Source organism: Rubripirellula amarantea (genome assembly GCF_007859865.1).
Lineage (GTDB): Bacteria > Planctomycetota > Planctomycetia > Pirellulales > Pirellulaceae > Rubripirellula > Rubripirellula amarantea.
Map to the genome: position 1 here is coordinate 1,338,957 of NZ_SJPI01000001.1, position 23,456 is coordinate 1,362,412.

15 protein-coding genes are annotated in these 23,456 nt (G+C 53.2%); 9 read left to right on the forward strand and 6 right to left on the reverse strand.

The annotated features are described in order from the left end of the window. The first annotated feature begins 116 nt into the window (after positions 1-116). On the forward strand, positions 117-1,343 hold the full coding sequence (locus tag Pla22_RS04840) for a galactose-1-phosphate uridylyltransferase (RefSeq protein WP_146513608.1): 1,227 nt from the start codon (positions 117-119) through the stop codon (positions 1,341-1,343). 249 nt (positions 1,344-1,592) lie between these two features. Next, positions 1,593-3,758 carry an alpha-amylase/4-alpha-glucanotransferase domain-containing protein gene (locus Pla22_RS04845; RefSeq protein ID WP_146513609.1) on the forward strand — a complete coding sequence of 722 codons (2,166 nt, stop codon included), beginning with the start codon at positions 1,593-1,595 and terminating at the stop codon, positions 3,756-3,758. Between the two features lie 24 nt (positions 3,759-3,782). Here the strand turns inward: Pla22_RS04845 and Pla22_RS04850 are convergent, their stop codons facing one another. Continuing rightward, positions 3,783-4,508 (reverse strand): sensor histidine kinase, encoded by a 726-nt coding sequence (locus Pla22_RS04850; RefSeq protein WP_146513610.1) that lies wholly within the window; start codon positions 4,506-4,508, stop codon positions 3,783-3,785. Between the two features lie 71 nt (positions 4,509-4,579). Between Pla22_RS04850 and Pla22_RS04855 the strand changes: the two genes are divergently transcribed. Continuing rightward, positions 4,580-5,170, forward strand: coding sequence for a hypothetical protein (locus Pla22_RS04855; protein ID WP_146513611.1), 591 nt, complete (start codon positions 4,580-4,582; stop codon positions 5,168-5,170). 50 nt (positions 5,171-5,220) lie between these two features. After that, on the forward strand, positions 5,221-6,483 hold the full coding sequence (locus tag Pla22_RS04860) for an LL-diaminopimelate aminotransferase (protein ID WP_146513612.1): 1,263 nt from the start codon (positions 5,221-5,223) through the stop codon (positions 6,481-6,483). Positions 6,484-6,610: 127 nt separating this feature from the next. On the opposite strand, the gene rpsT is transcribed toward Pla22_RS04860, so the two are convergent. After that, positions 6,611-6,874, reverse strand: a complete 264-nt coding sequence (gene rpsT / locus Pla22_RS04865; protein WP_146513613.1) for a 30S ribosomal protein S20 — start codon at positions 6,872-6,874, stop codon at positions 6,611-6,613. Positions 6,875-6,998: 124 nt separating this feature from the next. Here rpsT and cobA point away from each other — a divergent pair, with 124 nt between their 5' ends. The 4 genes from cobA to Pla22_RS04885 are packed head-to-tail and all read left to right on the forward strand — an operon-like array spanning position 6,999 to position 10,594. Then, the gene (cobA, locus tag Pla22_RS04870; RefSeq protein WP_146513614.1) at positions 6,999-8,525 is read left to right on the forward strand and encodes a uroporphyrinogen-III C-methyltransferase; all 1,527 of its coding nucleotides are present in this window, start codon (positions 6,999-7,001) and stop codon (positions 8,523-8,525) included. Further along, positions 8,522-8,839 carry a carboxymuconolactone decarboxylase family protein gene (locus Pla22_RS04875; RefSeq protein ID WP_207310294.1) on the forward strand — a complete coding sequence of 106 codons (318 nt, stop codon included), beginning with the start codon at positions 8,522-8,524 and terminating at the stop codon, positions 8,837-8,839. Before cobA ends, Pla22_RS04875 begins: the two co-directional genes overlap by 4 nt. Beyond that, positions 8,836-9,405 (forward strand): molybdenum cofactor guanylyltransferase, encoded by a 570-nt coding sequence (locus tag Pla22_RS04880; protein ID WP_146513615.1) that lies wholly within the window; start codon positions 8,836-8,838, stop codon positions 9,403-9,405. Before Pla22_RS04875 ends, Pla22_RS04880 begins: the two co-directional genes overlap by 4 nt. Further along, entirely contained in the window at positions 9,395-10,594 is a 1,200-nt protein-coding gene (locus Pla22_RS04885) for a molybdopterin molybdotransferase MoeA (RefSeq protein ID WP_242631802.1), read from the forward strand. Before Pla22_RS04880 ends, Pla22_RS04885 begins: the two co-directional genes overlap by 11 nt. Before the next feature lie 43 nt (positions 10,595-10,637). On the opposite strand, the gene Pla22_RS04890 is transcribed toward Pla22_RS04885, so the two are convergent. Beyond that, positions 10,638-11,903, reverse strand: coding sequence for an esterase/lipase family protein (locus Pla22_RS04890; protein ID WP_146513617.1), 1,266 nt, complete (start codon positions 11,901-11,903; stop codon positions 10,638-10,640). 237 nt (positions 11,904-12,140) lie between these two features. On the opposite strand from Pla22_RS04890, the gene Pla22_RS04895 reads away from it, so the two are divergent. Then, on the forward strand, positions 12,141-15,239 hold the full coding sequence (locus Pla22_RS04895) for a valine--tRNA ligase (protein ID WP_207310295.1): 3,099 nt from the start codon (positions 12,141-12,143) through the stop codon (positions 15,237-15,239). Between the two features lie 170 nt (positions 15,240-15,409). On the opposite strand, the gene Pla22_RS04900 is transcribed toward Pla22_RS04895, so the two are convergent. The 3 genes from Pla22_RS04900 to Pla22_RS04910 form a co-directional block, all read right to left on the reverse strand. Next, positions 15,410-21,367 carry an alpha-2-macroglobulin family protein gene (locus Pla22_RS04900; protein ID WP_146513618.1) on the reverse strand — a complete coding sequence of 1,986 codons (5,958 nt, stop codon included), beginning with the start codon at positions 21,365-21,367 and terminating at the stop codon, positions 15,410-15,412. Between the two features lie 223 nt (positions 21,368-21,590). Further along, positions 21,591-22,700 carry a M56 family metallopeptidase gene (locus tag Pla22_RS04905; protein WP_146513619.1) on the reverse strand — a complete coding sequence of 370 codons (1,110 nt, stop codon included), beginning with the start codon at positions 22,698-22,700 and terminating at the stop codon, positions 21,591-21,593. A gap of 33 nt (positions 22,701-22,733) precedes the next feature. Continuing rightward, complete coding sequence (locus tag Pla22_RS04910) at positions 22,734-23,120, reverse strand: BlaI/MecI/CopY family transcriptional regulator (protein WP_146513620.1); 387 nt, start codon at positions 23,118-23,120, stop codon at positions 22,734-22,736. Positions 23,121-23,456 lie beyond the last annotated feature (336 nt).

Here is a 23,456-nt window from a genome sequence, read left to right on the forward strand (position 1 = left end):
GACGCAGAACTCCACGATCAACGCAGAATGCGGCGATTGGGCGGAACGCGGCGATTAGGCGGAGGACTGACCATCGATCATGCTACGAACCAAACGCCATTCTGGTCTTCAATACCATGCCGAACTCGTCGCAGGCAACAAGCACAGCGCTCACTACGGCAGTAGGTATCAAAGAGTCCATTCACCACTCGCGGACGACTCAATCGAGTGAATCGCGATTCGATTCACTCCGCAGCGAGTGGACCTTGTTTGCTCCGCAACGCGAACAACGTCCCGATGACTTCGACGTTGTCACCGCAGACGAAAGTTCATCGCAAGGCTGCCCTTTTTGCGCTGGGCATGAAGATCAAACACCCGCCTCGGTTTGGGTGGGTCGTTTGTCAGGTCACCAAGGCAAGAAGCGTTACGAAATCGACACCAGCGGGCAACCATGCGGAAGTGACTGGGACGTGCGAGTTGTCGGGAACAAGTTTCCCGCCGTTCAAAGCTTCTGCAATCCGATAGTCGATTCGTCGTCGGAAACGTATCTTCCCAAGCCCGCTAATAACGCCATGGCACCGAGGAGCGTGACAGGGTCGTCGACCTCGCGATCGCTCTTCTCACGTGCGCCGGCTCGCGGTGGACATGAAGTCATCATTGAAAGCAATCGTCACACTCGTTCACTTGCCGATGTCAGTCCTTTGCAAGCCGAATTAGTTTTTGCGGCCTATCGAGATCGCATGCGGCACTACCGCAATCAACCCGACGTCCGGTACGTCAGTGTTTTCAAGAACGTGGGTCCTGATGCAGGTGCTTCGCTTGCTCACTCGCACAGTCAGTTGATTGCAACCAATTTTATGCCTCGTTCGGTCGAACATTCGTTCGGTTTGATGCGACGACACCGAGCAACGACAGGATGTTGCCTGATGTGTGACATGATTCGCGAAGAACGCAAAACGAAAGATCGCGTGATCGCCCGTGACAATCATGTCATCGCCTATTGCCCGTTCGCGAGTCATCTACCCATGATGGTTCGCATCACCACTCACCAGCACCAAGCGGCCTTTGAGGACTTGGATGACGAATCGCTGGCGGCTGTTTCACGGATGGTTTATCGAGTTATTTCGTGGCTCGACAAGATTCGTCCTGGCACTTCTTACAACTATTGCCTTTCTACCAAACCCACGTCCGACGAAGATTCCTCGGACGCTTTTCATTGGTCAATCGATATCTTTCCTCGTTTAACGCGAGTGGCCGGATTCGAGTGGGCGAGCGGTTGCATGATCAACCCTATGTTGCCCGAAGAAGCAGCCAAACAGTTCCGCCATTACGCGGCAGCGGAAAATCCTCAACGAATGCCGTAGCATCTTTGATGCTTGAAGCGTCCGCCTGGCACGATCAGGTAAACCTTGACGGCAGTTTGGCCGATAGAGTCTCTAGGCTTTCGATCAATTGCTTTTAAGCACTTCGATTGCAAGTCCATTGATGTGAAACTGCAGCGCACTGAAAGTTCATCAGAGCTTGGCGATCTTTCGTATCGCTTGGCCCTTCGGTTGCCTGACACTTCGGATGCGAAGAAAAACTGCCGCCCTTCCTTTACTTAAATCAACTTCATGACCCAATCTGCTCACCTTTGCTTGGTTCTGCATAATCACCAACCCGTTGGCAACTTCGATGGGGTGTTCGAGCAAGCCTATCAGGACAGCTATCTGCCGTTCCTAGAAGTCTTTGAGCCATACGAGCAACTTCAGATTTCGTTGCACACATCCGGCCCGCTAATGCAGTGGTTGGCCGAGCGACATCCTGAGTATCTCGATCGTGTTCGCATGCTAGTTGACGCCGGCCGAATCGAAATCGTTGGCGGGCCTCATTACGAACCGATCCTCACCATGTTGCCCCCGGCCGACCGCGTGGGCCAAATCCAAGCCTACAGCAGTTGGTTGGAACGACAGTTCGGCACGTCACCACAGGGCATGTGGATGCCTGAGCGAGTTTGGGAAACATCGTTGACCAGCAGTGTCGTCGATGCTGGCATGCAGTACACCGTGCTGGATGATTATCACTTCCGAGCCGCTGGGGTAAGCGGCGACGCGTTAACTGGTTACTACATCACCGAAGATGATGGTCGCGTATTGCGAGTGTTCCCAGGATCGGAACGTTTGCGATACACCATTCCGTTTAGACCGGTTTCCGAGACGATTGATTATTGCCGCGAAATCGCGAACCGTAGTCCCGGTGCCGTGCTGACGTTCGGTGACGATGGCGAGAAATTTGGGACTTGGCCGGACACGAAAGCTCACGTCTACGAACAAGGTTGGCTGCGAGCATTCTTTGACGCGCTAACCGAAAACTCGCAATGGCTTCACACGGTCACGCTCGCCGAAGCGGTCCATCGGACCGACCCGGTTGGCAAGGTGTATTTGCCTGATTGCAGCTACCGTGAAATGACCGAGTGGTCGCTGCCCGTTGATGGTCAAGAAACTCTCGATGACGTGGTTCACGATTTAGAATCGCACACACGATGGAGCGATCTGCAGAACTACATTCGTGGCGGCTATTGGCGAAACTTCAAGACCAAGTACGAAGAAACCAACGAGATGTACGCGCGGATGATGGATGTCAGCCGCCGAGTCCGCGAAGCTGAATCCGCAGGCATTGACGCCGGCGAACTCGCTGAGATCCGTGATCAACTCTATCGCGGACAATGCAATTGCCCTTACTGGCACGGAGCCTTTGGTGGCACTTATCTACCGCACCTACGCAATGCAATTTATCAGCACCTCATTCAAGCCGACACAATGCTTGATCGTGCACTCGGCAAGAACGCTGGCACGGTTGAAGCAACCGCTGATGACTACAACTTCGACGGCCTGCAAGAAGTACGCCTAAGCAACGACAAACTGTGCGCCTGGATCGCTCCCGGACGTGGTGGTCGAATGTACGAATGGGACGTTCGGGACATCAGTCACAATTTGCTCGCCACGCTGCAGCGTCGCCCCGAAAGCTACCATCGCAAAGTATTAGCCGGACCAAGTGATAGCGGCGAGAACGTCGCCAGCATTCATGACCGAGTTGTCTTTAAACAAGCCGACCTTGATCAGCGTTTGCAGTACGATCGTTACCCACGCAAAAGCTTGATGGATCACTTCTACGATAACGAAGCAACAATGGAATCCGTCGCCCGAGGTGAAGCAATGGAGCGTGGCGATTTCGTGGACATGCCTTTTAGCACGAAGTTGCGTCGTGGTAGCGATCGCGTCCAGGTACAAATGCAACGCGAAGGAAACGCATGGGGTGTACCGATTACGATGACCAAGGCCATCACCATGGTTGCCGGCAGCGATCGTCTATCGGTTGCTTACCTGCTCGAGAATCTACCTCAAGATCGTCCTTTGCATTTCGCTATCGAGATGAACTTTGCGGGCATGCCATCCGGTGCTGATGACCGTTTCTTCAGTGACATCGACGGCAACCGCTTGGGCCAACTTGGTTCGACGTTGGACTTGCAGGACGCCACGTTCCTGGGGCTTTCTGATCAATGGTTGGGGATTGATGTGGCATTAGGAATTGATCGTCCCAGTGGCATCTGGGCATTCCCTATTCAAACCGTTTCACAAAGTGAAGGCGGATTCGAACTGGTCCACCAAAGTGTTTGCGTGCAACCACACTGGATTATCACCCCTGATGCTGATGGTCGCTGGGCTGTTCAGATCGAAATGGCAGCCACTTGCGAAAAGTCGACGCACACGCTGCACCAAGAGCAAGCCATCGAGCTGTAGTTCGAAGTTCGACGCGTTGCGGTGCTAGGCCAATCGTTTGGGCACTGGAAATTCCAACGTGAACTTGGTCCCGCGACCTAGTTCACTTTGCACGCTGATGCGACCACCGTGCGCTTCGATGATTTTGCGAGCGGTGGGCAATCCTAGACCCGATCCACCGTCTTTGGTGCTGTAGAACGGTTCGAACATGTGCAACACCGTGTTGTCGTCGACACCACTGCCGGTGTCGATTAAATCCAACGCAACTGCCTTGCGTGTCGTGTAAGTTCGAGCCCATAGTTGACCACCGGGCTCCATCGCCTCAAGTGCGTTCTTCACCAAATTCATCAATGCGGCCTGCAGCGAATCACTGTGCAGCAAAATGGAAGGCAGATCGGCATCAAGATACTTTTCTATGTCGATGTCATTGGCATCGGCCTGAGCCTGGTACGCTCGCAGGACCGTTTCAATTTGCTCGTTCAGGCTTCCTGAAACTAAGTCGATGTCTTGCAGCCGAGTGTATTTCAAAAAGTCACGCAGCAGCCCTTCCATACGCTCACACTGCTGGCGAACGATCTCGACTCGATTTTCGCAACGACGACTAATCGGCGTGTCGATTTCAAGCAGGTCCTCACTGAGCAAATCAATGTTCATATGAATCACGGACAATGGGTTCTTAATCTCGTGCGCGAGCGAACCAGCAAGCTCAGCTAGTTCTTCGTAACGAGCCCGCATGGGATCGTCACTGCGGTCCGATTGATCTTTGACCATGAAAGACTGACTTACGTTTACAATGGGTGAGCGAATAAAAATCTTCGAAGCGATGGGATGACACCGCAATTATGCACGAAATCAATCCTTATGCGCCCACCTTAACCGAAGGCAACAAGCCACTTGAATTGCACCGCATCGAAACCGGTGTGACGAGCTTGTCGGTTTTTCTGCACACACTGACGGGAATTGTGGTGGCCGGCGGAGCTTTTGGGGCCTCGGTGTTCCTCTTTGGAGTCGTGGCCAGCGGTGGTAGTGGAGGCAGCGAAATGGTGTTCTTATTGCCAATCGGGCTGATCGTGGGCGCAGTTTTGGCGGGCGTATCGGGAACGCTAACACTGATGGGAATGCTGGCTGTATTAAGGCTGCGTGGCTTCTTGGTTCCGCTGAACTCAAAGGCGAGCGACACTGGCACGTGGACTCCGCTACAAATCAAACGCTTTGCGGCCGGTGCAGGAGCAATCAGCGGTTTTGCCGCATTGACGGTGCCACTTCGTTTTGAGTCTAGCTCGTTGTTATTTGCGTTGATCCCCGCTTGTTTCGGTTTGGCAGGTGCCGTGATTGCGGTTCGACGATGCGTCCGACGGGCCAAGGATGCAATCACCAAGGCAGATGCAAAATCGCCTGAAACACCCCTGTCATTCGATACCCCATCGACTTAACCTCAGGGTCTGTTTTTGACCGATCCCCATTAACACATTCGCTGATTTAGATGTCTACCGCTACCGAATCAACCAAGACTACAGATCCCTACTTTCAATCGCTCTTCGCGGACCGCATCGGTGGTGCTGGCTACGGCAAGGGCACTGAAATCTACAAGTTCGAAAAGATTAAGCGGGCCAAGCGAAAGGCGCTCGCCGATTATCCAGACCGCAAGTTGCTGGATTTCGGCATTGGCGAAAACGACGCAATGGCCGATGCCAAAGTTCGCGAAGTGATGTCGGCCGAAGTGAACAAGGTCGAGAACCGGGGTTACGCCGACAACGGCGTGATTGAATACAAGGAAGCGGCCGCCCGTTTCATGGATCGCCACTTCGGTGTCAAACTTGACCCGGCGACGCAAATCAATCATTGCATCGGCAGCAAACCAGCCTACGCGATGCTGCCCGCATGCTTCATCAATCCAGGTGATGTAACGATGATGACGGTACCGGGCTATCCGGTCGCCGGAACTCACACGCGTTACTACGGTGGCGAAGTGTTCAAGTTGCCGCTGCTTGCGGAGAACAACTTCTTGCCCGACTTGGATGCGATTCCCGATGACATCTACCGACGCACCAAGTTGATGGTTCTTAACTACCCCAACTCGCCGACCGGTAAGACAGCACCGCCAGAGTTCTTTGAAAAGGTGGTCGCATTGGCCAAAGAAAAAGAGTTTGTCGTCGTCCAGGATGCTGCTCACATTATGTTGACGTTTGACGGCAAGCCTCGCAGTTTCTTGGAAACACCAGGTGCAATGGATGTGGGAATCGAAGTTCACTCCATGAGCAAGGGCTACGACATGATCGGATGGCGCATGGGCTTTGTCTGTGGGCACGAGCGAATTGTGTCGGCGTTTGCCGATGTCAAAGACAACAGTGACAGCGGCCAATTCATCGCCACGCAAAAAGCCGCCGCCGCCGCATTAGATGACGACTCGATCCCCGAACAAATTCGCGCCAAATACAAACGACGAATGGAAAAGCTTGTCGCTGTATTGAAAGAATGTGGATTTCAATGCGAGATGCCTGGTGGTACCTACTTCCTGTACACCAAAGCACCGACGGGAACCAAGGGTGGCGAAACTTTTGCGGCAGCCGAAGACGCGACTCGTCACTTGATCGAAAACTTCGGCATCGTCACCGTGCCATGGGATGACGCCGGAGCGTTCTTGCGTTTCAGCGTGACCTACGTTGCCGAAACCGAAGCTCAAGAAGACGAACTGATGCAACAAACCAAGCAACGCCTTGGTGATGCCGGCTTGGTTTGGGCCTAGTCCTCGAGCCATCGTTTAGTCTGACAACAATCATTCTCTCGAGCAGGTTAAGAGAATGAACGACAAAAAAAGCCACTCGCAAGCACGCGAGTGGCTTTTTCGATTGAATCCGATCTACGTCAGCAAACTAGCTGGCGGCTTTGACCAACTTCACTAGACGGCTCTTGGTGCGAGCAGCCGCGTTGCGATGGATCAGGTTGCTGGCAGCAGCTTGATCAAGCTTCTTTTGTGCAGTGCGAAGCTCGGTTTGTGCCAATTCGTTGTCTCCAGCCTGGACAGCCTCGCGAACTTTGCGAAGCTGACCGCGAAGGACACTCCTTCGGGCACGATTGTGGACACGAAGTTTTTCGTTTTGACGAAGTCGTTTCTTAGCGCTGGCGGTATTGGGCATAGGATTTTGGGACCGCGTTAAAGAGCGATCAGTTGATTCGGAAGGGGACAAGAATTGTCTGTTTTTTCGAGCCGCGTAGTATGGCGATCGACGGGCGGGCTGTCCAGAGTCTATTTTTAGAGTGATGGAAAGGTCAACGTCCGGCGAAATTATGAGCCAAGGCAAAGTATTTCTGATAGGTGCTGGCCCCGGCGATCCCGGGCTTTTGACGCTGCGCGGGGCTCAAAGGCTGGCAATTTGCGATGTGGTGCTCTACGACGGGCTTTCCAACCAGGATTTACTCGCGCACGCCCCTCACGCAGAGCATATTAGCGTGGGAAAACACGGGCAAAGTCGAATTTGGAAGCAGACCGAAATCATCGACGAAATGCTCCACCACGCTCGTTCGGGCCGCACCGTAGCTCGCCTTAAGGGCGGCGATCCCGCCGTTTTCGCTCGAACCGCCGAAGAAGTCGACGCTCTTCGCGAGGCTAAAATTGAGTTTGAGATTGTGCCTGGAATCACCGCAGCCCTGGCGGCCGGTTCCTTCGCGGGTATCCCCATCACCCACCGCGGTCTCGCCTCGGCTGTCGCTTTGGTCACCGGACATGAAGAACCGGGCAAGCCGCAGTCAGCTCTAGACTGGAACGCTTTGGCACGATTTCCGGGAACTCTGGTCGTCTACATGGGGGTTACCACGGCCGAAACTTGGACCAGGGCGATCATCGATGCAGGCAAAGATCCGTCCACGCCCACCGCGATCGTCCGGCGTTGTTCGTTGCCCGACCAACAAACCATTCATTGTCGTTTGGACGAAGTGGCGGGACATTTGACGCCCGCCTCGAAATTTCGTCCTCCGGTGATCACCATCATCGGACCGGTCACCGAGCTCGCCAAATCGATGGATTGGGTCACGCAGCGGCCGCTCCATGGCAAAACCGTTCTGGTCACTCGCCCCGCCGATAAAGCCGCTGCACTGGCGGGGCCCTTAGCTGACCTCGGTGCAAACGTGTTGATCCAACCGGCCATTGCAACCGGACCGATCTCGGACACATCAAGACTCGACGAAACGATCGCTCAATTCAATAAGTATGACGCGATCATCTTTTGCAGCGAAAATGGAGTCGTGTACTTCATGAACCGTTTGCTCGACCACTCAACTCACGACTTGCGAGCGTTCGCCGGAAAGCAAATTGGTTGCGTGGGAACCAAAACGGCTTCGAAGCTACGCAGCGACTTTCATCTCCAATCCGATTTCGTGCCTGACGATTTCGAAGCAGCATCGTTGGCGAGCGGGATGATGGAATCCTTACGCGGCAAATCGGTGCTCATCATCCGTGCCAGTCGAGGCCGGGACACGTTGCCCAGCTTGTTGCGAGATTCCGGCGTGGCGGTTGACGAAGTCGTTGCCTACGAAAATCGTGATGTGGTGGACGTCGATCCGTCCGTCGCTCAACAAGTCGCATCCGGCACTGTCGACTGGGTGACCATCACCAGCAGCGCGACCGCAACTAGTTTGCACCGCATGTTTGGCGACTCGTTGCACCGGATGAAGATCGCAAGTCTTTCTCCCGTAACCTCACAAACGCTCCATGAACTTGGCTACCGAGTGGCCGCTGAGGCGAATCCCTATACCATCGAATCTCTAATCGAGGCGATCTTGAAATCATGATTCCAAAATCCTATCGCAAGATGCACGACGAATATCCTCAATACATGCAGGCATACGAGGCGTTCGGCAAAGCGGCCAAGGAAGCAGGACCGTTAAGCGAACGCGAAGTGGCACTTGTAAAGCTGGCCATCTCGATTGGATCGGCACTTGAAGGCGCGACGCATTCGCATTGCCGCAAAGCGCTCGAGGCAGGCTGCACTCCCGAAGATTTGCGGCATGTCGCGATGGTTTCCGCACCGACGATCGGTTTCCCCACGATGATGCGAGCCCGTTCGTGGGTTGAGGATGTATTGACGAAGCGGGAATATCAGTGAGCCAAAGACTCTTGGGCGTCGTGCTTTGCGGCGGGAAGTCGACACGCATGGGTCAAGAGAAAGCCGCCCTGCCCCACCCCAAATTCGCCACGTATCTTGAGCACGCCATCGCTGAGCTTACCCCGCTTTGCGATCAAGTGGTTGTCAGCGGAACGACTTCTGTTTCACACGATTTGGTCGAATTGGAGGATAGCGTCAAACATCAGGGTCCGATTCATGGAATCGCAGCCGCGCTACGCTACGCGATAGAACATGGTTTTGCCGCATGCTTGGTCACCGCGGTTGACATGCCGTATTTGCATTCGGACGATCTTCGCCACCTCGTCGCCGCGTGGGCAACTGACAATAAAACCACCGTAGCTCGATCATCCCAAATCGAACCTCTAGCGGCGATCTATCCGGTTGCAGTTCAACCTGAAATGGAAACCAATATCGCCCTTGGCAGAAGAAGTTTGACGCGTTGGCTCGAAGCGACGCCTCACCATGCGGTCGCATTGTCCGAACAATCGTGTCGCAACATCAATACTCCCGATGACCTCAACCCATCAACGTCTCATGGTTACTAAAATCGCGTTCAATGGTCCTGATGATGCCTTAGCCGCGTTGGCAGGCAAACTGCTCACTGTACCCACCGAGCTTGCTTGTTCGGATTATGTTGGGCGTGTTCTTGGCAAAGCGGTATTGGCCGACCGCGATAGCCCAGCGGCAGATGTCTCGGCGATGGACGGCTACGCGCTTCGGATGTCGCATTTGAAGCAAACGGAATCCATTGCGGTCATTGGCGAAGCGGCGTGTGGCCAACCTTCACCCGAAATGCCTGACCGAGGAACCGTTCGTATTTTCACCGGCGCGATCGTGCCAGCCGACTGCGATCTTGTCGTCAAACGTGAAGACACCATCGAAGGCGACGGGCAAATCGAGCTCACGCCGTCCGCTCGTGAAAATCCAAAAGGATCCAACATTCGCCGAGCGGGTGAAAACTTGACTGCCGGAAGCATAGTCTTCAATCCAGGCATGTTGATTTCCCCCGCAGCGAGAGCGGCGATGGTGAACTTTGGTCACGTTGGCGTCGACCTGCACAAGCCGGTCCGCACCACCGTGATCACGACAGGCGATGAAGTGGTGGATTTGGAAACAACGACTCAACCATGGCAACTTCGAAACAGCAACCTTTGGTCACTGTTGTCTCTGTTTGGTCAGCACCATTGGATTGATTTGCAACCCTCAGGCCAGTGTCGCGACAACAAACAGGCGTTGGTCGACGCATTGACGAGCGCCTTGGAAACGTCTGACGCGGTGATCATGACGGGTGGAGTTTCAATGGGCGACTACGACTACGTTCCCGATGTGGTGCGAGAGGTTGGCGGAGAGGTGGTCTTCCATGGTTTGCCTATTCGTCCTGGCAAACCCATCCTTGGCGCAGCGACCCATGACGGCAAACTGATTCTTGGCTTGCCAGGCAATCCCGTCAGCGCCGTGATTAACGCTCGCCGCATGGTGCTGCCTTTGCTTGCCAAGATGAGCGGCCAAACAAAGTGGATGCCAATCGTGCCGGCAATCCAAGTCGCGGCGGTCCAGCCCAAAGACATTCCGCTGCATCGCATGTTGCTCGTTCATCTCAATGAAAGCGGTCAAGCCGAATTGGTCAACTCGAAAGGCTCAGGCGACTTAGTCTCACTCGGCCAAAGCGACGGCTTCATCGAACTACCGATCGGATCTTCCATCACATCACCCTGCCGCTTCTTTGCTTGGTAAGACGAGACCGCGCATTCCAATGGTGGTCCCAGTCGGCCAAGGACTACTCAAGTCGTTCTAGAATCAATTCCAGCACTGGATTGGTATCAACCGATTCGTCGGACGTGATCATGTTGAAATGCGAAACCTCGGCTTCCACATGGTCGTCGACGCCAATTAAGCAGGCACTCTGTATGCTGACGATGCCATCGCCTTTACCGTTTTCCATTTCGTCGAAGCTATCAAGCAATGGTGCAATTCGAGGTCGAATCAATCGCACGACGCTGCCATCTTGATCCAGCGATTGCAACGTACTTCGGAGCGATGCGATTTGGTGTTCGTCGATCGGACTGACATTACCTGCGATGCAGGTGTAGCGAATGTCGGCACGACGAGGACGAGCGTGAAGTGTTTTCAAAAAGTCCGACCCAGGAATCAAATCCGTTACGCCCGCCGCGGATGGGCGGTGCAGAATGACGTCAACTAAATCGCTGGCATCAAAATCATTGTCAGTGAACAAATCCGCCAGCGGTGGCAGACTAGCCCAATTCGAACCTGCATGCGGCGTGCCAATCGTGATGAGTCGCGAAACACCTGTATGATCGAGGTTGGGGTTTTCGATCCATTCAAGTCCGACCAGACCTCCCATCGAATGACCGACAATGCAGATCTCAGGCCGCTGACGGTTAGCCGCGAAGACTTGCGCCATTGCCAACGAAACTTGCTTAGACGAATCAGCGATCGGTTGTCGAGAATCGTAGCCGACGGCGGCCGTCGCAAACCCTCGACGTCGCATCGCGGTACGGAACGTATCGAAAGATTGTGGACCACTGTTCATGCCGTGTAAAAATACGACCATTGGTTTTGATCGAGTCTTCGACGGCCAATCGTCATCCACCAGAACCATCGACTTGACTGGACTTACTTCGTCAACTTTTGCGTCAAACCAATCGCGACGACATCGCACTTTCAAGACTTCGTGACCGCCGCTTCCTGGCTGAATGCCGAACGCAATCGCATCGCCCGCCGCCATGTTGATTCCGATCAGCGTCAACATCGTCGAGCCCGCTCGCAAGTCAATGCTTCCTGCGGGCAGCATTTGCTCGATCGTCGGTGCATCCAACCTCAATTGGCTCCCCAGTTCAGCTGCGACATCAGCCCAGCGAAGTTGTCCATCGTGTGAGGGGATCAGAATTTCGATCGAATCCGAACTTTGCTGACGCGACAAATCCGGCGTCTGGGCAATTCCCGGTTTCGAGGTGGTGATTCCGATCCCTGAAAAAAGAACAACAATGATGACGATATGCCACGTTGATGTGTTTTTCGACATGCTTGCACCTCTACTTTGGGCCTGCGAATTCGCGAAACATCCTTGCCAATAGCGGCGAATAGCGAAGTTTACATGCGAACACCAAGCTTATTGCCTAAGAATGAGCAAAAACCGCGGTGTCGTACAAAAAACGGCTTCTCGTTAAGATTTGTGCGACGCCCACGGGAGCCTTTTGGATATCCCTTTAGCAACTCAGTCCACCGCAGACGGCGGCTCACAAACTGCCTGACTTTCCTGATGAACGAAACCAACGAAATCCCGAATCGATTCGACCACACTACTGAATCTGCGTTGATCGCCGAAGCCTGGGAACAGGCCGGATGTGCTCACGCTGAAGTCAATCCTGATCGCGAACCGTTCTGCGTCGTGATTCCTCCGCCAAACGTGACGGGAGCGTTACACCTCGGGCACGGGCTCAACAACACATTGCAAGACATCGTCGTTCGCACCAAGCGAATGCAGGGCTATGAGGCATTGTGGATGCCGGGTACCGATCACGCCGGCATCGCCACCCAGGCAGTGGTGGAACGACGGCTCAAAGAGAACGAGAACCTAACGCGACACGACCTGGGCCGAGACGCCTTGGTCGCAAGAATATGGGACTGGAAAGACCAGTACGAAAAACGCATCCTCGGACAACTCAAACGAATGGGTTGCAGTTGCGATTGGGATCGGCTGCGTTTCACTCTTGACGATCAATGCGCCGCCGCCGTTCGCGCGACGTTCTATGACCTTTTCGGCAAGCGTCGAATCTATCGTGGCAAGCGATTGGTGAACTGGGATACGTTCCTGCAAACAGCAGTTAGCGACGACGAGGTAAAGAACACGACTCAAAAAGGTCACTTTTGGCACTTCTACTATCCCGTTATCGATCCTAAACCAGGCGAACCCACTCGCGTGGAAATCGCGACCACGCGGCCGGAAACGATGTTGGGCGACACCGCCGTGGCCGTGCACCCTGATCCTGCCAAGGCTTTGGACAAAGTGGAAGCGGAGTTGAAAACCAAAATTGCCGAGGCGACTGTCAAGGAAAAGCCAGAGCTGGAAAAACAGTTGGAACAACTTGCCGAGCGACGCGCGGCGATGCTGCCCGGTTTGATCATGCTTCGCGACATGGCTGCCGACGGACGCAAGTTGCGTTTGCCATTGATGGACCGCGAGATCCCCTTGATCACTGACGAATGGGCCAAACCTGAACTCGGATCCGGTTGCGTGAAGATCACGCCGGCCCACGACCCCAATGACTATGAAGTTGGGAAACGTTGCGATTTGCCGATGATCAATATTCTGAACACCGACGGCACGATCAATGCGGAAGGCGGTAAGTACGAAGGATTAACGATCAAGAAAGCTCGCGCCGCCGTTGTTGCGGATCTCGATGCACTCGATCTGGTCGGGGACATCGAAGATCGAGAAATCGAGATTCCACTTAGCGATCGAAGCAAGACAGCGATCGAACCGTTCTTGGCTGACCAATGGTTTGTCAAAATGGACGAGCTTGCTCAAACCGCAATGGACGCGGTGAGCGATGAGCGAGTGAAGATTTTCCCTGAGCGCTATCGCAAAGGCTATCTCGATTGGCTCGGCGAAAAACGCGATTGGCCGGTCAGTCGTCAACTTTGGTGGGGACATCGAATCCCGATTTGGTCCACGCTGGGGCTGACGCAGTCCGCTGCCGATGAATTGACCTCCAAACTTGAATCGCTTGCCTCAGACGAATTGGTATCGCAGACCGATATTCTTGATGATGGAACTTGCGGCGTATTTGTTTGCCTACGACGCGAAAATGCGGAACTGGAAACCCAAATTGAAGAACTCGGTTTGGTCCAGGATCCGGACGTGCTTGATACTTGGTTCTCGTCCGCACTTTGGCCACACAGCACATTAGGGTGGCCAGAAAAAACAGCAGAGTTGGAATACTTCTATCCCACCGCAACGTTGATCACCTCGCGGGACATCATCACCCTGTGGGTAGCCAGGATGGTTCTGATGGGTCTCAACAACGTGGGTGAGATTCCGTTCCGCGAAGTGTTCATCCATCCGAAAATTTTGGACGGACTCGGCGAAACCATGTCCAAGAGCAAGGGCAACGGAGTGGATCCCAATGATATCGTTGACAAGTTTGGACCCGATGCGTTGCGTTTCGGATTGGCCCGTTTGGCAACCGATACCCAAGACGTTCGCATGCCTGTGCAATATGAATGTCCTCACTGCGAAAAGCTGATCGATCAAACGGCAAAGAACCGGTCGCTGCCCGTCGTGGAATGCAAGTTTTGCAAGAAACCGTTCTCGACTCAGTGGGCCGAAACGGAAGCTGACAAAGCTCATCCCAAGGGTGCCGTGATTAGTGAACGATTCGAGACGGCTCGCAACTTTGTCAATAAGCTCTGGAATGCCGCTCGATTCACGTTGATGAACATGGACGACTACACACCTCAGTCGCTTGATCTTGATGCTTTGCCGCTTGAAGATCGTTGGCTATTGAGCCGACTCGCAACCGTGACTCACGAGGTGACCGATTGCATCGAGCACTACAAGTTTGCCGAAGCCTCACGAATCCTTTACGACTTTGCCTGGGACGAATTTTGCAGCTTCTATATCGAAATCGCAAAGCCACGCTTAGACGACGAATCGACGCGGGCAAGTACCCAGTCCGTGATGGCTCACGGGCTTGATCAACTGCTGCGTCTTCTTCACCCCACCATGCCGTTTGTTACCGAGTCCATTTGGAAACACGTTGGCGAGGTCGCCATCAAGCGAGGTGTGCCGGAACCCAGTGATGCCGAGCCATTGCTCATGACCGCAGCTTGGCCAACCGCAAACGAATCTCACTTTGACGAATCCATTGAACGTCAATTCGCAGAATTCCAAGCAGTTGTTGGTGGCATCCGCAGCATTCGAGCTAGCCAAAACATCAAACCTTCCGAAACCGTCCCTGTTTCCATACGAGCGACGGATTCCTCTGCAACGCTGCTCGAACCAATGCGTGCGTCCATTGAACGGCTAGCGAGTTGTGAAGTAATTTCATTAGGTGCCGATGCCAAACCGTTCGAAACCAACGCTCCACTGGCACTGACGTCGATCGACATTGATGTCCATGTGGACTTGGAAAAGTTCATCGACTTTGAAGCGGAGCTCGCGCGTCTAGAAAAACGCCGTGATCAACTGATCAAGCAGATCATGGGTAAGAAAGGCAAACTCGAAAACGAAAGCTTTGTTTCCCGAGCCCCTGCTGAAGTTGTCGAGACCGAGCGTCAAAGCCTTGTCGATTTGCAAGCAGAACTTGTTAGCGTCGAGGCCGACATCGCGAAGCTGCGAAGCCGAATTGAAGCCTAGCGAAAATGCAATGACCAAAGTGGCTGCGAAGGTCATCTCGCAGCCAGACGCGAAGGTTCGCTGGCGAATCAGAAAACCTTGCTAACCGACTTGATTAGCTAAGTCACCGAAATCGGCGACGACAGTTCACGAGACTGTCGCCGCGTCTCAACGAAACGCAAGCAGAGAATTCACTGAGCGACGATCGGCAGGCTTTCGCTGTGGGCGTTGAACTCTGGTGCGTACATGCATTCGATATTGGCAAAACCGGTTTGGTACTTACCAACCAATTGCACTCGAGTGGAATACTCGAAGACGTAGGTGCCCTTAGGCAGGTAGTCGATGAAAAAGTGACTGGCCGTATCCCGGGTGGATTCGTAATAGAACAAACCGTCTTGAGATTTGTAGCGTGAGAGGACGTTAACCGGTTCTGTGCCGCTACCACGATGATCCTTCAAGTGGACGTATTCCATATCTCGGTCGCTTCGCAGCACCACCCGCACGACCAATTCGTCGCCTACGTTCACCGCACCATCGACAGGCATCAACTTGGGCCCATCCTTTGTGTTCTCTTTCACAAAGAGTTGTTTGGTCAACGTGAGTGGCGTTCCATCGTGCGGTGTTACCTTCGATAGGTCCTCGAGGTACTGCCAATGCAGGCTTCCCCAGGCGACTCCGTCATCGACTTTCGTCAACGTGACATTGCCCATTTCAGGTTTGATTTCTGACTTAACGAATCGTTCTTGATAGAACCCAGTGCCCGCTTCAACATTGGTTGGCTCAACCGTTTTACCGGCCAACGAAACTTGCACCAATTCGTCTGATGCGAGCAGGTCGGTGCCGCGAAGTAGCAATGCATAGATCGAGTCCGCAGTCGACTTCGTCGTCGGCCAGTTCTGGGTTTGCTTTTGCTTGAGCAACCAAACTTTGCAATCCTCAACTGCGTCTTGGTCATTCATCACTTCGTCAAACGCCTCAATCATCATTGCTTGTGACTCAATCGGAGCACGGTACCACCACCAAGAATTTTCCGTGTCCCGCCAAAACATCCCCAGTTCATCGTCACTCACGCTTCGCTCTTTTAGCGAAACCATGATGTCTTTGGCAGGATCAAGTTTGCCAAGTCGCTTCAGGGCAACAGCGATATGAGCCTCTGATTGACGGCATCGCAACGACAACCAGTGCTTGCTCGCTTGGTTAACGAAGTAGTTCAATGCAGCTTGGTTTTCCTGGGCAATCGGTTGATCTTTTAGAAAGAAGCTTCGCCCATACAGGTATAACGCGATCGTCGATGAGAGATGATTTTTGTCTCGATCGTCCTCATCAATTTCCGTGTAGATGCGGTTGATCCATCCATCAAGGAATCCCAGCGATTTAGTTGCCATGGACACGTCGATTTCAACACCAAGATGACGCAGGCGGCCCATTCCGGTCGTGATGTAAAGCGTCAAGAAGTGGTTGCTTCGTCCGCCATCGAACCATGGCCACGATCCATCGTCCATCTGCATCTGCGACAGCTTCTGCATGGCTCGCGCCATCTCGTCTTTCAGCCGATTGTTCGTGAACAACAACGCGACGTCTCGCCGTGATTGACTTTCCTGCTTTGCATCACGTAACCACGGTGATTCTTCGATCATGACCGTTCTAATGTCTTCGTTCTTTTCCAGCGGACTATCCAGCGCCGGTGTGTTTCGCCACTGATCAAAAACTTGGGCGATCTTGGGGTCACTTCCAACGATATGGCTAGCAAGCGAATTCGCATACAAGCGATTGAACGTCTGCTCGCTGCAATCATGTGGGTATTCCATTAGATAAGGCAGTGCCATCACAGCGTACCAAGATGGATTGGACACCATTTGTACGGTAAGTGATTGGTGCTCGATCGAGTCTGATTTCCCCGATGTGATCAGCTTGTCGAAATCGAATTCCTTCGTCTCTTTACCTCGAATTGGTAACGGCAATGATTCGGTCACTAGCACCCGTCGCGAAAGGACGGGCAAGTAACCCTCTTCGCCATCGGACAGCTTGCCCGTAGAGCCAACCGCTTTGTAGGTCAGCACACCAAGATCATCTTCAACTTTAATTCGCCATGACAACGAACGAGATTGACCCGCTGGAATCTCAAATTCTTGGTCAATATTTTGGTTCGCAAGTTTCGCGTCTACGTTTTCCCTAGTGCGAGCGTCGGCAAACGTAAGTCGAACTGATCCGGTTTGGATCGTCGGCGACTGGTTGCTAACCTTGACCGTCAGTTCAATCTCATCGCCCTCACGTACAAACCGAGGTGGGTTGGGTTGAACCATCAGGTCCTTCGCCGTGACGGTTGTTCCTGAGAGTGAACCGCTGCGAAGTTTCTTGTCATGAGCAAGCCCTATGAACTTCCACTCGGTCAATGCTTCGGGCATGGTGAATGACATCGTGATGATGCCTTCCTTATCCGAAACCAGATGCGGCAGAAAGAACGCGGTCTCGTTCAGGTTGGTACGAGCGGAAACATTCTCAAGATCAACAGACGGCGTTTTCGGAGCAGCCTCACCATTTCGTGCGTCTTGAAGTCCGTCGACACCAAGGGCTTCGCTCTCGAAGGCGAAATCAGCATGCTCCATACCTTCGCCGTACATCATCGCAGCAGGCGCCGCCATCGGCATCGGCATCGCATTTCCCTTCATCATCACGCCGCGTGGAAGGTTAAGACCGCGTCCGTAAATCCCACCCCAAAATCTGTTTGTGTACTCGGCTGGCAAACGCCAATACGTTAACTGCGCATCGCGGCTATCGGTCGTCCAACCATGGCGGACAATCGTCAAGCTGTTGTTTGCGTTGGCAAAGGACGACTGGGTGAGAGAATAGTCGCTACGAAACAAATTAGACAAGCTACCAAAGCGGTGAGCGACGAAGGCTTCAAGCGAAGCATCGTAGAGCGTGGCTACCATCTCGGCGATAGCGGCATTGTCTTGATCGCCTTTGGTTCGAATAGAAGCAGTCCAGGTTTCCTCGGCCGCAGGTTTCAACTTTGACACGAACCGCTGCCAAGTGATGTCGAGTTCTTTGTTGGTCCACGGAACGGCAACTTGTTTTTGTTGAAGGTACGCTCGATTCTCTTTGACCATCGTGGTACGAATTGTGAATCCACCCCGCATTGCTTCCGTCACCGGAACTTTAATGCGACCTTGAGTAACGTTCGGTGCGGTCCAATAGGATTTGAGTATCTTTCCGCGATGTTCGATTTCAACGTAAACGCGAGCTTTTTCGTACCCAGAACCCCAAAGAGCATCAACGGTTTCGCCCGGTTGATACGACCACGTTTTAGATTCAAGAATGAACGGCAACTTCAACTTCAGCGTGTCGGATTCTGGATCGAAGACCTGCAACGGAAGCACGGCGGAAGCATCATTCCCGTCATCGTCAGCCACCGTAAGAACGGCTCGATAAATACCCGCCATTAGATCGGTCGAGAACGATGCTTTCCCGTCGGCGGCGGTGGCAACGTTAAACTCCGCGACCACTTCACCCAGGGGCCATGAATTCGGATTCGACGGATCCACCTCGTCTTTATCCACCGGTTGGTTCACTCCCCCAAGAAACCGATGGCGTCTGACACCGCTTAGCGAAGGACGGCCGATTGATTCAGGTTCGATTAAGCGATGAACCTTAAGTGTTCCCGTCGCGTTCGCATCGTCACCCAACAAGCCGTTGACGAGGACTGTGATTTGCGTGGGCGACTGTTGCGTTAACCAGTCGTCTGCTGAAAGTGTCGCTGATATCGCTGAGTAGCCGAGCGAAATCGTCGCATCATCAGATCGCGTTTCTCCTGTAGTATCAGTAACGTCCGCATACACGATATATCGAAACGTAGGCTCGGATGCCTTATCAACGGACTCATCAGGCCGAGCCACGAAGTCAACATCGAAACGACCAAGTTCATCGGTTGTCGTGGTCCCCACCGCTATCTCTTGAACCGGCTGAGGAGTTACTGGTTGCCACCAACATCGCCAATACCACCATGGCGCGTATTGAGCCTGGCGAGTCACGCGGTACTTGACCATCGCACCATCGATGGGAACCCCGGTGTAAGCGGTGGCAACACCTTGCACCGTAACATCATCGCCTAGTTTAGCCGTCTTCGTTGGCGTTTGGACTTCAACACGAAACTTAGGACGTTTGTATTCCTCGACGCGGAAACCCACACTGCCCGAAGGACCGACTTCGACCAGCAACGACATTTCCCCCATCAACCGATCTCGGGGTGCCGTAAACGTTCCGGAGAAGCTTCCGTAATCGTTGCTGCGGTGACTGCGACGTTCAATCTCTTGACCATTAGAATCCTTAAACACTACCGTCACGTTCTGCGACGCAAGCGTCCGATAGGCATCTTTGGCTTGATCCGTGGAGTAGCAGATACCTTTGTAGTGGACCGATTGGCCAGGTCGATAAATGGCGCGGTCGGTGAAGAAAAGGGTATTCGATCTGGCCCGATCAACATTGCTGTGGACGTTTGACGCGAATCGCGTGGGTGAAGCAAGCCGATCCTTGCCAACCCGAGCGACGAACGTCATCACGCCTGTGCTCTTTTGGCTAACTTCAAATCTACCTTCCTGATCCGTTGTCAAACGCTTCTCGACACGTGGCACGTCTGAACGGCGACCTCGATTGTTGGGAAACTTCCAAACATCGACGTTCGCGTTGGCAACCGGCTCGCCCGACTTAGCATCGAGTACAAAACCGCTCACCCTTCCCTGCCCTTGGTGAGTCTGAACGATCAACGACAAATCACTTCGCCACACTTCGGTGACGGAAATTTGGTTGTCATTAGTGCGGAACGATTCATCGTGACTGGTAATCAAGTAATACGAGCCCAGCGGAACATCATGAGGAACCGTCACCGATTCGCGACGTGGCATGTAGTCCGCCGTCACCGGTAGATCAACGGACCATTGGCGAATCGGCTTCGCTTGCAATACGCGAGCAAGTTCCGCGTCTTCTCGAGGCAAGGGTTGACCGTAGTTGCCGCTCGTAAGAAACGCGTCATAGTCCAAAGGCACCAGCCGAAAATACGCTTTTGTGATATTGGTGTAGACCAGTTCCACCTCGGGAAAAGGATCATTCCAAACGCGTTCGACTTCGCCGGAGCAGGTCTTCGCTTCGATCGCTTGGATCAAATTGAAACATCGGTTCGCGCCGACGCTTTCTGGATGCCGGGCTAGTCCCTCACTCGCAGTCTTATGCGCAAGTGCTCGTTGGTCTGCGTTGTGATATTGATCCGCTAGCTCATGCAAGGCGAGGCTGCTAACTTCGTTGTCGCGATTCGTTTCGGCAAACGTCTTTAGCGCCTCTTCATAGCGTTGACTCTTGTTTGGTTCGGTGGCGTGGTTGTATCCAAAACGCAGTCGAGCAAGATCAAAGTCCAACAGTGCTGTCTCATCTTCATCACCTTGATGAAAGGTCAACACCTTTTGATAAAGAGTGATCGCTCGGATGAGAGCCGAATCCGGATCCTGGCTGTCCGGTTGCCAATCGACAAATTTTTCGAGTGGTTCAAAGATCGGACTGGCGGCATCAAGCACAAACGCATCCGACGACACCGAACCCGCTTGTTCGCCAGCGGAATAGAATTCAATCGCACTTTCGGTGATGACATCGAACAAGGTTGGTCGATAGTCGTCCCCGGTATTTCCTTTGTCAAGAAACTCGCTGAAGTCTGATGACGCGACGGCTTGAAGTCTTTCGTCATCTGCCAACGCTGTTTGAAACTGAGAGTCGATCTTGTCTAAGATTCTCGCTAAATCCCAGGTGGTGAAGTCCTTGTCATTTGCGTCGACCGCGCCTTCAGTGCGTTGAGCGAACTGCCAGCGGTTTTGCTGAAAGTAACCCCAATACGAATGAGCAAGCAGTGCCTCTAGCACCGGTTTGATCGGCTCAGGCGCGTTCGCGATCTCACTCTCATACAGTTGGACGATTTCGGCCGGCAGGTTGCCTTGAATATTGCCTTTGAGCATGACCCGCATTGCAATCCCGCGAGCGGCCGCGTCAAGATCGTTTGTATCGATCGCTTTTTGAATGATCGGTTCCAATGCCTTCACCGCCGTTTCAGGGCGTCCTTTCGCAACCGCGTCATTGACGTCTTTCCAATCCGAGGGAGTAAGTTGCATAGCGAACAGAGTTGCAAAGGAGCCGAAGAGAAGAAAAGCGAGCGCGGTGATACGTCTTTGAAACACGAGATCACGTCCTAGTATCAAAAATTGGTGACAAGCAAGTTGAGAGTAGATTCCGACACGACATCAATCGTACCGCCAAAGCGAGTTTGGCGAATCGGCAATATAGAGACGAAGGAGCGTCTTGTTTCTTAGGCTCAAACTTCGAAAAAATGCGTCTCTATGGCGTACGTTGGCGACTTTGAAAGCGTGGCGAAATATCCAAATCCACTTCGGAACTAGCATTCAGGACAGCCGGGTTCACGTCTTCGAAAGGAGGTGAACGCATGAACCGCCACGTCAATGACGGTGAAATGAGGACCACGATTAACAGCAATCCAATTCCTCGCCCGTATCCGATTCGACATTTCGAAAGATCGATCAACGATTCCTGCCTAGACGGCTTCATTATTTGACGCAGCCGATTTTCCATGGTCGGAAATCGCCCCACGCCCGAAGCAAGCGGTCGCGTTCTCACTTCGCTGCGATCCCGTTCCAAGGGCTTACAAAGAAAATCAAGCGTGTGCATGATCGCTTCGGCATACGTACGTCTTAATTTCGGCGTCGACGCCACGGCTGCAATGTCACAACATCGTTCTTCACAATTTTCGATTTGACGTTTAGCAATCCAAACCAAGGGGTGCCACCACAAACACACCATGGCAAACATCTCTAAAAATCGCACCAACCAATCGCGGCGATACCAATGAGCGAGTTCATGACGCAGCAAAACGCATCGAGACGATTCGTCGAGCGATTGCCAGAGCGTCTTAGGAAAAACAATCTTGGCTGATGACGAAATATTCCATCGTAGTGGGCAGTACAACATCGGCGAAATAATCGCATCCACCAACCAGACTTGCGGGACCATGCCCTTCACACTTGTGGCACTCACTTCCACCTTGGCCAACAATTGAGTTGCATCGTGATCGTATCGCCCGCGGTAATCCAACAATCGACTCACGCGACGAGTTCCGATCAAGATCCATACGAACATCAGCACCGATCCTAGCACCCAAATGCAAAGAGCAATCAAGGTAATCGAGGATGCGGTCGATGCCGGACGTTCAGTCGCCAACGTGAAACGTTCGTGCCAAGTTGGCGTTGAAATGGCGACCACGAGCGGAATCGTTTGCAACGGTGGCGTAAGCAGTTTGACGAGCACCAAGATCCACGCGAAATGCGCCACAGCAGGTCGTTCGAACACTCGGTGCGTGAGCCATGCCATCACCGCGATCACCAGAGCGATCGCCGCGTTGCTGAACAACCATGGTTGCCAAAAAGATTCCATGAATGAGACTCAGTGAAAACGTATCAGTGCGGCCTATGACTCATTGTCTAAATTGTCGAGCATTGATCGCAGTTTGGTGCGTTCGGTACGCGACAACCCTGATCGCTTAATCAGGTGGCTTAGTAGCGGACCGAGAGAACCTTCGCAAAGTTCGTCGGCGGTGATTTGCAAACGGCGATGGATAAGCTCATCGCGATCGATTGCGGCGCGAAACAGTCGCGGCCAAACAGTCGGATCACGATCCACACAGCCTTTGGTTTCTAACCGACCAAGTAGTTTCTGGACGGTGGCGGTCGTCGACGTGGTGGCCTCGCCGTACAGATTGACGGCCAATTCCTTGACACTAATCGGACCGTCAGACCAGATTTTCTCGAGAATCGCCAGTTCGGCTTCCGTGACGTCTTGAGCCTTGCGGGCCATCAGCGAATCTTCCTAGTGAATATGAAGGCGTATATGAACGACGAGCGTAAATTAAAAGCGGCGTGTCCCCGAGAACCCAATTCTTAGACAAGAAAAGGTCTTCGCAGTTGACCGATTCGCGTTTGAAGCGAGTCGCCTACACTGTATTGTTAGCCAGAGTGTGTTCCCGAAGCAAGCAATCGCGACCGTCGCCGTCTCAAGTGCCTGCAAAACGGGCCAAAATCTATCGCTGATCTCGTCTTTCGGGCTAGCTCGTTGCCATTTCAACCTTATGCCGTTCAATGCACCACCTGCGGTAGCCGTTTGCGCGTTGGCGATCCATCGCTGATCGGAACA

What these genes read in the sequence shown, in the direction of transcription:
- Pla22_RS04840 (WP_146513608.1), top strand. Translation starts at nt 117, where the DNA reads ATGCCGAACTCGTCGCAGGCAACAAGCACAGCGCTCACTACGGCAGTA.
- Pla22_RS04845 (WP_146513609.1), top strand. Translation starts at nt 1,593, where the DNA reads ATGACCCAATCTGCTCACCTTTGCTTGGTTCTGCATAATCACCAACCC.
- Pla22_RS04850 (WP_146513610.1), bottom strand. Translation starts at nt 4,508, where the DNA reads ATGGTCAAAGATCAATCGGACCGCAGTGACGATCCCATGCGGGCTCGT.
- Pla22_RS04855 (WP_146513611.1), top strand. Translation starts at nt 4,580, where the DNA reads ATGCACGAAATCAATCCTTATGCGCCCACCTTAACCGAAGGCAACAAG.
- Pla22_RS04860 (WP_146513612.1), top strand. Translation starts at nt 5,221, where the DNA reads ATGTCTACCGCTACCGAATCAACCAAGACTACAGATCCCTACTTTCAA.
- rpsT (WP_146513613.1), bottom strand. Translation starts at nt 6,874, where the DNA reads ATGCCCAATACCGCCAGCGCTAAGAAACGACTTCGTCAAAACGAAAAA.
- cobA (WP_146513614.1), top strand. Translation starts at nt 6,999, where the DNA reads ATGGAAAGGTCAACGTCCGGCGAAATTATGAGCCAAGGCAAAGTATTT.
- Pla22_RS04875 (WP_207310294.1), top strand. Translation starts at nt 8,522, where the DNA reads ATGATTCCAAAATCCTATCGCAAGATGCACGACGAATATCCTCAATAC.
- Pla22_RS04885 (WP_242631802.1), top strand. Translation starts at nt 9,395, where the DNA reads ATGGTTACTAAAATCGCGTTCAATGGTCCTGATGATGCCTTAGCCGCG.
- Pla22_RS04890 (WP_146513617.1), bottom strand. Translation starts at nt 11,903, where the DNA reads ATGTCGAAAAACACATCAACGTGGCATATCGTCATCATTGTTGTTCTT.
- Pla22_RS04895 (WP_207310295.1), top strand. Translation starts at nt 12,141, where the DNA reads ATGAACGAAACCAACGAAATCCCGAATCGATTCGACCACACTACTGAA.
- Pla22_RS04900 (WP_146513618.1), bottom strand. Translation starts at nt 21,367, where the DNA reads ATGCAACTTACTCCCTCGGATTGGAAAGACGTCAATGACGCGGTTGCG.
- Pla22_RS04905 (WP_146513619.1), bottom strand. Translation starts at nt 22,700, where the DNA reads ATGGAATCTTTTTGGCAACCATGGTTGTTCAGCAACGCGGCGATCGCT.
- Pla22_RS04910 (WP_146513620.1), bottom strand. Translation starts at nt 23,120, where the DNA reads ATGGCCCGCAAGGCTCAAGACGTCACGGAAGCCGAACTGGCGATTCTC.